Origin of the sequence: Bacillus sp. 7_6_55CFAA_CT2, from assembly GCF_000238655.1 — a bacterium.
Lineage (GTDB): Bacteria > Bacillota > Bacilli > Bacillales > Bacillaceae_G > Bacillus_A > Bacillus_A cereus.
This window is the reverse complement of sequence record NZ_JH414708.1, coordinates 1,316,299-1,328,108: the sequence shown is the minus strand read 5'-3', so window position 1 is coordinate 1,328,108 and position 11,810 is coordinate 1,316,299. Positions and strand designations below refer to the sequence as shown.

The window sequence follows — 11,810 nt, the reverse complement described above, 5'->3', positions numbered from 1 at the left end:
TTTCCTAGATTTTAAGTATGACCCACATTTGTTATTTCCATATACCTTCATTTTCATAAGAAGGTTGTCCGCATTTATCCCAATCTGCTTCTACATTTAATTGTTTTACTAATTATTAAGTTTTGTTGCAAAAACACCTTCTACTTACTTTTAGTACATCCCAATGGTATGTTTTTCAACGATAAAAAAATAATTCATCTCGAGATAAACTGAACAATCTGGATTCACCTCTTAGGTCACTTTATTTTCTTTGTCTAATAGTCACCATATTCAAAAGGAATAGAGCCTCCTATAAGTTGGCCAGCGTTTTCTCATCTATCCTTATATGGATTAGGATGAAGTAAACCTCTTTTATAGATACTCTGATACCAAAGAATAACCTGCTCTTGCATTTTCCTTGTTTAATGTTTTATCGATTTTTTCTTTTCTTACTTCGTATTCAGACATATACATTGCATATACATCTTGTAGAAATGAGTCATACTGTTCTTGTACAAGACTTAATCCTCCAGCCATTTGATTTAGGAATGATTCCACACCAGGTGCCTTGCTTGGAGATTCCAAATGTTGCAATGAATCGTACATGTTTAGGTACATCGTATTTCGAAGTTCCAATGCCATTAATAATTCATCGTGCGCACGCTTTTTACGAGAAAGATTGTTAATGTTTTTTAACACGTCTCGATATTGTTTCTTATCTTCAATTTGTTGATTAATTTGTAACTTCAATGATAGCTGAGTTAATTTGAGCAAATCGGTAAGTTGTTCTTTTGTAGAAGCCTGATTTTCTAATAAATTCATAACCCCTTCACCATCAATCTCGCTACCTATAGCTAATCCAAATTTAATAGATTCAGAACAATCTTGTGAACCTATAAGAAGACCATCTATAAGAGAACTTACCTCATTAAGTGTCTTTTCTTTACGAACCACAACGTCATAATGGCGCTTTGTTTTTGTATATTCCTCACTTATCTTGAAGAATTCAGGTGAACCGTACTGTGTTTTTAGGGCATCATAATATTTACGCTCGTTGTTCCTATAGAGGCTTGTAACTTGATCAAACCATTGTTTTTGCTTCTTAACTGCTTTTTCAATTTGCTCAGTAAAACCGTGATTCTTTTCTGGTGTCTTAGGAATATTTCCATCAAGATAATTCTTTAAAATAGTTTCTTTAAATAAGAAATATCCTTCCTCTACTATGGAATGCAACTCTTTTAGATCTTCATAAAATTCTAACTCTAAGCTACCCTCCACATCTTCTGCGTACGAATGAACAATATCTTGAATAAGTGAGTTTGCAGGTGCTTCTGGATTTTCGAAAGTTTTCTGATATGTTTCAAATTCAATGAAACCTTCGTCCCCTATATCTTGTTCAAAAAATGGTTGTGACTCATATACCTTCTCAAGTTCTTCTATAGAAATAGGAACTTGTAAGCCTTTCATTTTTTTCTCAATATATTCAATAAGTTCATTAATAAGCTCTAGTGTACCTACAAATTTATCATATTGTTTAGCTGGCTTTTCTTCCGGAATAAACGAACCATCTTCATCAAATTCCTTTTGATCTTCCCCTATGATTTCTTCTGTTGGTAAATTAACAGTAAAAGGTTTATTTGGTTCATACTTTACGCGTGGTCTGTATTCAATAATGGAACGCTCTAATTCGGTATCCAGTTTAACTTTTTTTCCTAATACTTCATCCATATTGTTGTCCTCCTTCTTATAAAAAAAGCAACAGGCCCAATGCGGATACCTGTCGCCTTTATTACTACCCTCCGCGGGAAGGCATGTTCATATCGGAACCACGAATACCTCAACCCCAAACTTTACAAGCTCTTTTTTAATTTGGGTGGGTTTTCTTTCTCTACTTGTTCTAAATCATTAGAACTAACTGAACGTTCCTGCTGTTTACAAGAATTGATAGATATTTTCTTTACCTTCGTTATTTTCATAACGTTTAATTTATTAATACAAATTATAGTTAATTTAGGGTATTTATTAACGAACACTAATAATCCATTTAAAACATGTTCGTCTAAGCAAGTAAATGTGGGCTTACTTGCTCAATAATCTCCTTAGCTGAATTACCTGATGTAAACTCCGCTTTAGAAATTTTAACACGGCTAATAAGTTGAAATTTCCCAAATGATATATCTGTTTTCTAAAATTCTAGTCTTGCATGATGAAAATCGTAAAGTAGGATTGAGTAACAACAACTTATGTAACTGCTCAATTTTTATTCATTCAATATCTATAGCAACCGACTATTATGAGTTAGTAATGTAGTGTAGTTGTAACCACTGCTTGCTGCTCCGTCAATATATTTTTATTAAATACTTAAAATTCAGCAAGTACCTCATGTTCATAAGCAACCCTAGTAAGGTAGTATGTTCTCAGATCCTAAACGTTTTTTTATTCATTTTTACGTCTTTATACATTTTCATTTGAGTCTATATTTTGAGGAATGTCCCTATTCTGCATATTGGAGTAAACAGGATGATAGATGCTTCTTTGATAATGATAAATATAAATTCAAAATTTTTATCACTCATGTAATCTACTTCTGCTATTTTCATAAAACACGCTACTATTTTATTATTTCCTCATGAACTATTCATACTCTTACATGATGCGTGATTCTATCATCCCCCTAGATATAGAAGAAGATTGTAATACTCTGAATCAATGTGCTTCAACCGCCCGTATGGACTCAATTCATATTGATGCATTTCACATCCAATGGAATAGTCGTTTCACCTTGTTATTGATATTAGGAACGCACTCTATATAGCCTCAGATCAGGGGGTTATTTCCTTTTAAAAAATTAGAGTTTCCCCATGTTCACCACGTTACCAGCAGGAATGATTACCTGAAGGGGCGTTACAAAGTTGTTATATATCGTAAAGATGTTAGACATCATAGTAACAACACTTACTCTTTTTTTCATTTGTGTATTCAATTACTATCTATGCTAAACATTTGTACATGGACTAAATACAAGAATATCTTCAACTACTAAGTTATGAGTCTCTGGAACAAAGATATCATAAGTCTGTCTCTTACCATAAGGAATGATTCCTACTACTTCTTCCCATAATACATGAGATTCAATTAAGTAATGTAACATTGCAACTTGTAAATTCTCTGCATATTCACGAGCATTACTTAAAGAGATACCTTTTTCTGTACGATAGCGACGATTACCCTTTCCTACCACTTCAGCTTTCGTCATTCCTTTAACAATTCGTTCCTTTTCAATGTATTTCCATACTTCTTTAGGGAGTGTTGGTTCAGAAGGTTTCATTTTCAGTGCTCTTTGTTGGACTGCTTCATAATTACGCTCTGGTGTAGCTAAATGTTCGAGGAATAATAAAATAGAGGAACAGTGATAAACCATAAGATGGTAATAAACAGAACCGTTCATTTCTTTCTGAAGTAAATTCGTTTGGATACCAAAACGTAATAGTAAGTGTTTTAAATCTAATGCAAATTGCCGACACTTAGTAGCATACCCGATTTCACTAATACGCCCGGCGCAAAACCACCCACCTGCAGAATACAGACTTCCTAAGAAGAACGCTAAGTGATCCCTATCCAACTCGTAAATAAAAGAAGGGATTTTTTTTCTTCTATTTCCCTATAAAACTCAAAACTTCTAAAGTCCATTAGATAGACTGTCGCCTTCTTATGATGCTCATGATACGTTGTAATGCCAATTGCCTCACAAGATTTTTGCAACGACTCACCAACACCTTCATAACGTACTTGGAAGCTAATGCTATTCTTATTTAAACGCCCCGCAGCGAGCATATATGCAAGAATTCGAAGTTTATTCTTTTCTACTTGTTTTGTGCCATACACAGTTAAGATCTTAGGTGTAGCAATTCTTTCTCCGATACGGAGTGCATCTACTTCTTTCCATCCATCGACTGTTAGTACTGGATGATTTCTTGTAAGGGTAACTCGTGCCCCATGTTTTGTTACAACAGCGAACGTATCTTGAACACCGTTATCTTCAATGGAAAAAGCTTTACTGTTCTTTAATTGATAGAACTCATTCAATGTTAATAATGGTGTAGTGATACCATCTAGTTGGGACTGATAAAGCTCTCCTATCGACTTATATTCTCCCGTGTTAGGATTTATAATTCGTTGGTTTTCTTCTATACATGTGCCGACACATTCACCATAACGTAAACCTTCGCGATGATGTGACTGTCGAATAATTTGCTCTTGATACCAACTTGGGCTTACCCCTAGGTTCTGTTCTCCCCATTGAACAGGATCATGAATAATTTCGAGCATTTCATGTTCAAGACTAATAATTCCACTCATATTTCCAATCCTCTTCTCTATTACCTTCTAGACGTGTAGCAACTTAGTAAGGGCTTAATATTTTAGCTTCTCCACCAAGTGCACTTCTTGCATTCATCTTACTTCCTTGGATAGCCTGTACAGCTGCTTGTCTCATTGTTTGAGCCCCTCGCGTATCTACAAAATCCCCCCCAACCACGTTACTTGTTGCATATTGTGCTTTCCACCATTGTTCCTTTTGATGTTTAAATTCTTGTAGATCCCATAATTTTTTTTGCACCAAACCTACAGCATTTATCGCTGCCATTGCATAAGGATTAGAAAAAGATAATAAACTTTTGACAGATGCTTTAGCCACCGATGTACCTAAGCTATCACCGCCATACAAACTCATTGCTGCAGTGTATCCAAAACCAGCACCACTTAGTAATGGTCTTATTTTCATCTAGGTTACCCCCTTCTATTATTGTGAAGATCAAACACAATGCTTCCATCAACGTTTAAATTTTTTGGAACTCTTTCTTGTCCTACACCATCATACATCATAATTTCTGGCGGCCCAATGTACTGATAATTATTCAGCGTAGCTCGTTTAAGAGGTTCCATTTGATATTCATAGCCAAACTTAGCTTGTTTAAAAGCAAGATACCCCCCTCCAGCCACCAAAACGTGTTTTGGGTTTAATTTTTTACCAGTGTATAGATTACGCCAGCTCTTTTCCTTATTTTTCGTATCGATGAAGGTACTTTTAATAATCTTTTTTGGAGCACTCTTAACACCATTCACGGCCATCGTTGAACCGATTTTTGTATTTAAAACACCTAGTTCAGCTAATTTTTTGAGTGAATTTAAAATAGCCATTTTTCATCCTCCTATTTATTAGATTTAAAAATTTCTTTTGTTACTTGAGAAAATTTTTTTGATGTAATTCTTGGTTTTATTGGATAGATACATCAATTTATTGCGATGTTTCTTGCTCTTGTATAAATTCTACATATTTGTCTAGTAGTAAATCCCCACATTTGCGTATGTACACGCATTTAATCATTAATTTCAAGCACTTGCTAAAGAACTTCGTATAGCACTCGTTTGTACTAAAATGCACTAGTCATCAATTTGTTTTACCATGTGCACCTACCTATTGAAGAGTACTTGTATTGCTCATTTTATAACCTCTACTAAAGAAGTGTTTTCCAATTTTTCTCCTCTAAAAATTTTCGACTAGTGGGTTTGTTGGATTATCTGCTCTTGCTTCTAGATGAATAAATTTTAGTTTTTTTATACCTACTTTTAAATTCTGAGTCCCATTATATTTGATGCCCAATTATTGGGATTCACATATCCAATAGTAGAAATACTTGAACAATTTGTTTTAGAACGCATAAACTTCTCTACATCAATTACTTTTTTTAAGGTAGTTTATTAGTATTTTCTATGGTTCCTAACAAGTTATCTGCAATTGAAAACATACACTGCTCCACTCTAATTAAATTTAGCATTCCCCATCTTATGATGACCTGTTCTGGATTCAAAAAGATTAAATACGACTTCTCCTTGATTTATGTTCCCATATAAATTTCTATTCTTCTCTATTTGCTTCTTCATTTTTTTCCTAAGTTGAAATTCTTGTTCTCCTTTAATCTCTTCTGTATCATCATATCCTTCAATTCGGCGTCCTACATCTAAAATAGTAGCAGCAGTAACAGCATAATGTCCCTTACCCATAACAGTTTCAAGATTCTTTCCAGAAAATCGCATTCTACTTCCCTTATTAGCTTTCTTGGAAATTCCTTTTTCTTCATCAAAAATTTCACTTTTTACTAAACCTTGCACAGGTTGAGTTTGTATTAAGTGTTTCGCTCTATAGGCAAAACTACCAACTGCCCCCATTGCAACCTTTGACTTGTTCTTTTGTAGAAAACTAGATGTATCGTAAGTTTCAATTTCACGCTCTTTAGTAGCCATAGATAGTACCTACTTTCTGTGTATGATAAAAATGATTCAACTAAGCATTACTAACCAGCGATTGATCTAACGTCTGCAATAATGGATTCTCCTCATCAAGGAAATTTGCCTATGACACAATTAACACTATTCTTAAAGTTTTTTTCCAAAGCTAAAATTAATACTTTCCAAAATTCATTTTGATTCCTCATATAGGTGAGTTACTTAAATAAATGTTATTTCAAGGTTTTTAAGTATGGTTCATTTTGAAAAAGTTAAAACACTTAAGAGCATAGATTATCCATCACGCGCTTCTCGTTTGACTTAACACCTAAAAGGTACCTTCATGTTCAATGTAAGCTACAATATCAGCGATTCTTTTAAGCGCGTCTTTTGTAGCGTAATAGACACCTAGTTCATAGTCGTACTCATCTGGATTCATACAAGCTGATTGTCCAACTACTTCAAATCCATTGTTCATTTGAAGACAAACAACAGTAGTCTTTAGTCCCACCTTTGCTGACTCCTTACGTTTCACCCAATGATCAAGTAAGTTTTGTTCAAATCGTTCATACCTAAGTCCTTCCATGTCCTCGCCCTCCTTTCATGACTTCAGGCATAACCTAACCAATTTGTCATATTTTCTCAATCAAATACTGTTAGCTTCATCAACAAATCTCCTATATCTAACTTGGTACACAGGCGAATCTTTTGTACTTTTTGAATTACAAAATGGTATACGGAATTTGCACTGAACAAGTTCACGACTATGAATCCACAACAAAGAATGCATCCTCAACAGATTGCGTTCTTTTTATTTTCACCTTAATTATATAAAGCAGAAATCCCATTAGAGGATAACTCTCGGGTAGAACTTTTAAGGAAGATATTGAAACAATTAAACAGATGTTGACTAAGCTAATGTCTGATGTGAAACAAAATTAAGATTTAAAGAATAACTACTCTCTTTTTTTAATACATAACTACCAATTCCCATGTCAATATCACATTCTCAACCATATTACAAGTCTATAAATTTTCCAGTCAGAGGGTTAGGTTAAGTCGTCTATTAAATAGAAGGAGATTATCATGAACGAATTCATTACTGTCACTATGAAAAATAACAAATTGTCATACAAACACATAGAAAGATGATTACATGAAAAACTATCCAACGAGAGTATCCGTTATCAAAGTGGATGATAGTTCCTATTATATAGGACTGCAATTCTATCACTCTGATACATGGATGACATTAAAATATATATCTCATCGCTACTCCTCCTATGAAAAGGCTGCAGCATCTTATAGAAAACTTGAACGACTTGGTTACATGAATCCGGTCCTATATAAATATGAATTATATAGGTAATATTAAGATTGTGAGCATGAACCTGAATTGGATAAACGTATCCGTCGTCACTTTAAGCAAATGACTCTTGGAGAATGAAAGAAACATATATCAAAGTGAAAGTTTAATAGATATATTTGTTTGATATTTTTAATTCAAAAGAAAATACAAATAATTTTCCCCTAAACAACACAACGAATTAAAAGGCTGCAAAGCGATTTTTCAGGAAAGCTTTGCAGCCTTTTCATATTTCAAATCCATAACACATCGTAGAACACGATAATCCCTTTATAAAGAAGTAATTCCGTCTATGTTAGGGTTCAAATATTTTTACACTAAAACTACATCTCTTATGATATATGATAATTTTGAGATAACATAAAACGGTTCTTAAAAAATCTAGAAATAAATTTTAAAAACAAAAAAAAGAGCCGAAGCCCCCTCTTTTCAACTAATTTTCATTAATTCACAAACATTTACTAGTCCATTACCAAACATATCATCGACACCTTTTTCTCCAAGGTCAACCGAATGCTCACGAATTAGTTGCATGATTTGATCAGGAGTTAACTTTTTGCCAATATCACGATAGTAAGCTAGAATAAGGGCGATTACCCCCGCTACCATTGGTGTAGCCATAGACGTACCAGATAGTTTTGCATAGCGATTGACAGGATATGTACTATAAATATCTACACCTGGAGCAGCTACATCTGTTTCACTGCCGAAGTTAGAGAAGGTGGCTCTATCAAGATTTCTATTAATCGCTCCCACTGCAATTACCTCATCATATGATGCTGGCCACCCAACATGAGTATTTTCATTACCAGTAGCAGCAACAATAATAATACCTGCCTCATGGGCACGTTTAATTGCATCATGTAGGACAGGACCAGGATCATTCGAAGAACCTAGACTCATAGAAATGATATCTACTTGTTCAGAAATAGCCCAATCAATTCCCTTTACAATTGCCTCAACTAAACCAGAACCATCGTCTGCTAATACCTTAGCAATGTAAAGCTCAGCTTTAGGAGCAACCCCAACGATACCAATTGAGTTGTCACACCCAGCAATTATACCTGCACAGTGCGTGCCGTGCCCCTTCCTATCCATTATGTCAGTAAAATTATTTGTAGTAAAATTCATTCCTTTTTTGTAATTGGCAGCAAGATCCGGATGGGTAGCATCGATACCCGTATCTAGTATAGCAACCCTAATCCCCTCACCTTTTGTAATTGACCACATTTGAGGAGCTTGAATCAAATTAACACCCCAATCAATTACTTGTATAGGTGCCACTGATTGAATATCAATTACATCTGATTGGATTTTAAACTTCATTGAAATCCCCCTATAATTATAATAGTTACTAAAGATAACCATTTTTTTTAGAAGGTTCAATAGGAAAGTATTTTATCTCCTAACTACTTCATTACAAGATAAAAGTATAAATAGGAGCACCTTGAAATTGATGGTCTTCTTGTCATTAACATTAAGAAAGTAACATCAAAAGTAAAAATAAAACATAAATAGTTAGCAACTTACAAGTCAACTACTTGGGTAAAAAGATTCAGTTAGCCCTTTTATAACTCGACCATTTAACTTTGTTCAACGCTATTAATTGTTCACAAGTGAGGTAGTCATGAGGGAAAATATCCCCACCTTGGTTTGGAAAAAGATCAATACCTGCTTCTTTTAAAATCTCATCCACCAGTTCTGTACAAATAAATTTATTCCTTCTATCTAGTTTATCTATTAGTTTGCTACTTGGAAATTTCGACTTTAAATATAGAGAAATTAATCGGAGCCAATCATATTGAAAACCTTTTCTCTGATATGAAACCGCTGTAGAGATAATAATTTCTTGTTGTTCTTTCGTTAACACATTTTTATTTCTTAACACCATGTATTCTAAATTACTAATAGAATATGTCTCCCTTACTATAGAGGATTTAGTATTCCAATCTATCTCTATGATATATCCTCCACCAATATACAAAGCTACATGTGTCCAATTAGAACCTGCCACCTTTTGAATCATCTTTGAGATAAGAGACTTTCCACTTACGACAATAATATCGCCTACTATCATATTGCAAACCACCTTTCCAATTTTAGCAAAAAAATAGGGACCTCTAATTAGAGGCCCCCAAGAAAAGAGAGAAGTAAAAAGGAGTAAATAACATAACAAGCACATATGAGCATTAAAATCATATGATGAACGCTACATTATATATAAGCTATTGCTATATAACACTCAATCTTCTAAACCACGAGCTCTCGACTGGATAACGTCGACAATATTATCCCAGTAAGAAGGGTTCTCTTCCCTTTTCCATCAGCAACTAAACCTATGCAAATTAAAGTGATGATATTTTTCTTCATCATATATTCTTTTTATTTCCTTTTTAGGTCACCCATTAAACACCCATTTAAAAATTCAAAAACCTTCCAAGTAATGTGCATATGCACTACTGCGGTATAGAATTACTCTTTTTTCTTAACAAATATGCCATTTTTCTTTCTTGGAATCTTTTCAATCCCAATGCATGTATATAAAGATGGCCTGGAAATTCTTTTATCTTGTTATAGTTCCTCTACAGTACTTCTTTGCCTGCCTCACAAATCATCTTTTGTTACATAAATGATTCCATTGTCTTGATATCAGAATTAACATTAAACAATAGATTCAACCAGGCCCTACCTCATTTTTCTCTCCATAAGCCAATGGAAAAATAAACAAAATTATGGCTGCGGTTATACGAAGAAGCACTCCATATTCATCTAGCTCACCAATTTTGTAAAAATAAGCCGTACCTATAACTCCCCCCAATGCCCATCCATAAAAGAAATATCTTAATTTCCATAAAGGTTGCTTGCAGCAGTCAAGAATCTCTTTTATTTCTTTTTTTAATGACTCAATAAATTTCTTCATATTTCATTTCTTCCTCTCTCTCTCTATTTACCATTTAAGCGTAGTTGCTTATCTCCTGCTTCAGAAACTTCCCTTAAATATGCCATTTTAGGTATGAATTCGAAGAAAAGTCTCTCTCCAAAACTACTTAAATTATTTTTAATAATATGAACCTCATAAACTGATTGTTTATTTTGATGTCAGGTCGCAGCTAATAACCTATTGATTGTTGACCACGTAGCAAGACACTTCTTTGTAGCAAAACATTACAAATTTTACTTCATATAGAATCTTTACGGATTCCACTATCTTGAGGTAGATTCACTACATCTAACCCGCACCATTACGTGTAGCCACATTTCACTACACAAATTGAGACTATATCACGCTTTTAAAGAGAAAAATGCCTCCTATTCAGATTTAAGAAACGCTCACCTGCTCACTTGAACCCTACTCATTTTGCCGAATTCCAATATCATTAATAACTTATTATTCATGATTAGAGTCATAGTTGTTTTTTCTGTGAGGATTTTTTAAATTTACAATTTCATCCATAACCATTAGAGCAAGGACAAGCATTTGATTATTCATTTTGGTCTCACGTCTTGCTTCTCTCACAGGAGCGTTTGTAACATAACCTTTTTTAGAAGAAAGTCAAGAAAAAAAACAAGCCGAAACTCTTATCCGCTTGTTTTCTCATAAATATAGAATTATGCTGACTCAACGTCTTCTTGAACCTTTTCTCCTTGAGCCACTTCTTCTTGAATTTTTTCTTCTAACACAGTCTCATCAACTGGTTCTTTAACAACTGGTACTAAGTCAGCATTCGTTAAAATAGCTTTGTACATTTTCAATTCTTCCTCATCAATATGACGAAGTACGTAATCAAAGACATATGCATTTAGCTTTTTGCCTTCTAACTTATCAATAGCATTAATAAAACTAACATAATTCCTTAAACGTTTATTGCTGTCATTCTTAGTAATGGACGGCAACAAAGTCAGAGCTGGAAGATATAACGTTTTATTCTTTAAAAGAACTAAAAGTTTATCAGCAATCTCGTTGTCCTGGTTAGTTGCAAGAACAGCCGACTTTGCTTCATTTGTAGTTGCACTAATTAAATTTTTGAATAACTCAATCGCTTCATCAATCTTCTTCATATAATTCATTTTCAACACCACCTCTCTACAATAACTTATTACAACCTTTCCTTTATTAAAAAATCAATACTAAACATGAACTACAGTTAGGAATTGTCCAAACAAGAAATTGACAATATAC

Annotated in this window: 11 protein-coding genes and 1 pseudogene; 1 reads left to right on the top strand and 11 read right to left on the bottom strand. The window is 33.9% G+C overall.

What is annotated here, in order from left to right:
* Window positions 1–351 precede the first annotated feature (351 nt).
* The 7 genes from HMPREF1014_RS07040 to HMPREF1014_RS07015 all read right to left on the bottom strand — a co-directional run bounded on the left by HMPREF1014_RS07040 (window position 352) and on the right by HMPREF1014_RS07015 (window position 6,850).
* Window positions 352–1,707 carry a hypothetical protein gene (locus HMPREF1014_RS07040; protein ID WP_000344681.1) on the bottom strand — a complete coding sequence of 452 codons (1,356 nt, stop codon included), beginning with the start codon at window positions 1,705–1,707 and terminating at the stop codon, window positions 352–354.
* Window positions 1,708–2,974: 1,267 nt separating this feature from the next.
* The gene (locus tag HMPREF1014_RS32020) at window positions 2,975–3,601 is read right to left on the bottom strand and encodes an LAGLIDADG family homing endonuclease (protein ID WP_009326644.1); all 627 of its coding nucleotides are present in this window, start codon (window positions 3,599–3,601) and stop codon (window positions 2,975–2,977) included.
* Complete coding sequence (locus HMPREF1014_RS32015) at window positions 3,583–4,338, bottom strand: hypothetical protein (protein WP_009326643.1); 756 nt, start codon at window positions 4,336–4,338, stop codon at window positions 3,583–3,585. Before HMPREF1014_RS32015 ends, HMPREF1014_RS32020 begins: the two co-directional genes overlap by 19 nt.
* Before the next feature lie 43 nt (window positions 4,339–4,381).
* Window positions 4,382–4,762 (bottom strand): hypothetical protein, encoded by a 381-nt coding sequence (locus HMPREF1014_RS07030; RefSeq protein WP_000702380.1) that lies wholly within the window; start codon window positions 4,760–4,762, stop codon window positions 4,382–4,384.
* 5 nt (window positions 4,763–4,767) lie between these two features.
* Window positions 4,768–5,178 (bottom strand): hypothetical protein, encoded by a 411-nt coding sequence (locus HMPREF1014_RS07025; RefSeq protein WP_000996298.1) that lies wholly within the window; start codon window positions 5,176–5,178, stop codon window positions 4,768–4,770.
* Between the two features lie 621 nt (window positions 5,179–5,799).
* Window positions 5,800–6,282 (bottom strand): hypothetical protein, encoded by a 483-nt coding sequence (locus HMPREF1014_RS07020; protein ID WP_000201536.1) that lies wholly within the window; start codon window positions 6,280–6,282, stop codon window positions 5,800–5,802.
* Window positions 6,283–6,592: 310 nt separating this feature from the next.
* Window positions 6,593–6,850, bottom strand: coding sequence for a Gp49 family protein (locus HMPREF1014_RS07015; RefSeq protein ID WP_000398755.1), 258 nt, complete (start codon window positions 6,848–6,850; stop codon window positions 6,593–6,595).
* 795 nt (window positions 6,851–7,645) lie between these two features.
* On the opposite strand from HMPREF1014_RS07015, the pseudogene HMPREF1014_RS32555 reads away from it, so the two are divergent.
* Window positions 7,646–7,737 (top strand): annotated as a pseudogene (locus tag HMPREF1014_RS32555) (IS6 family transposase); the annotation flags it as partial.
* Between the two features lie 322 nt (window positions 7,738–8,059).
* On the opposite strand, the gene HMPREF1014_RS07010 reads toward HMPREF1014_RS32555, so the two are convergent.
* The 4 genes from HMPREF1014_RS07010 to HMPREF1014_RS06995 form a co-directional block, all read right to left on the bottom strand.
* Window positions 8,060–8,956, bottom strand: a complete 897-nt coding sequence (locus HMPREF1014_RS07010) for a S8 family peptidase (protein ID WP_000669390.1) — start codon at window positions 8,954–8,956, stop codon at window positions 8,060–8,062.
* A 229-nt stretch (window positions 8,957–9,185) separates the two neighbouring features.
* Window positions 9,186–9,707 (bottom strand): C40 family peptidase, encoded by a 522-nt coding sequence (locus HMPREF1014_RS07005; protein WP_000634975.1) that lies wholly within the window; start codon window positions 9,705–9,707, stop codon window positions 9,186–9,188.
* A 597-nt stretch (window positions 9,708–10,304) separates the two neighbouring features.
* On the bottom strand, window positions 10,305–10,550 hold the full coding sequence (locus tag HMPREF1014_RS07000; protein WP_000713421.1) for a hypothetical protein: 246 nt from the start codon (window positions 10,548–10,550) through the stop codon (window positions 10,305–10,307).
* Window positions 10,551–11,239: 689 nt separating this feature from the next.
* On the bottom strand, window positions 11,240–11,698 hold the full coding sequence (locus HMPREF1014_RS06995; protein ID WP_001108692.1) for a hypothetical protein: 459 nt from the start codon (window positions 11,696–11,698) through the stop codon (window positions 11,240–11,242).
* Between the last annotated feature and the right edge of the window lie 112 nt (window positions 11,699–11,810).

What these genes read in the sequence shown, in the direction of transcription:
- HMPREF1014_RS07010 (WP_000669390.1), bottom strand. Translation starts at nt 8,956, where the DNA reads ATGAAGTTTAAAATCCAATCAGATGTAATTGATATTCAATCAGTGGCA.
- HMPREF1014_RS07005 (WP_000634975.1), bottom strand. Translation starts at nt 9,707, where the DNA reads ATGATAGTAGGCGATATTATTGTCGTAAGTGGAAAGTCTCTTATCTCA.
- HMPREF1014_RS07030 (WP_000702380.1), bottom strand. Translation starts at nt 4,762, where the DNA reads ATGAAAATAAGACCATTACTAAGTGGTGCTGGTTTTGGATACACTGCA.
- HMPREF1014_RS07000 (WP_000713421.1), bottom strand. Translation starts at nt 10,550, where the DNA reads ATGAAGAAATTTATTGAGTCATTAAAAAAAGAAATAAAAGAGATTCTT.
- HMPREF1014_RS07025 (WP_000996298.1), bottom strand. Translation starts at nt 5,178, where the DNA reads ATGGCTATTTTAAATTCACTCAAAAAATTAGCTGAACTAGGTGTTTTA.
- HMPREF1014_RS07020 (WP_000201536.1), bottom strand. Translation starts at nt 6,282, where the DNA reads ATGGCTACTAAAGAGCGTGAAATTGAAACTTACGATACATCTAGTTTT.
- HMPREF1014_RS07015 (WP_000398755.1), bottom strand. Translation starts at nt 6,850, where the DNA reads ATGGAAGGACTTAGGTATGAACGATTTGAACAAAACTTACTTGATCAT.
- HMPREF1014_RS07040 (WP_000344681.1), bottom strand. Translation starts at nt 1,707, where the DNA reads ATGGATGAAGTATTAGGAAAAAAAGTTAAACTGGATACCGAATTAGAG.
- HMPREF1014_RS06995 (WP_001108692.1), bottom strand. Translation starts at nt 11,698, where the DNA reads ATGAATTATATGAAGAAGATTGATGAAGCGATTGAGTTATTCAAAAAT.
- HMPREF1014_RS32015 (WP_009326643.1), bottom strand. Translation starts at nt 4,338, where the DNA reads ATGAGTGGAATTATTAGTCTTGAACATGAAATGCTCGAAATTATTCAT.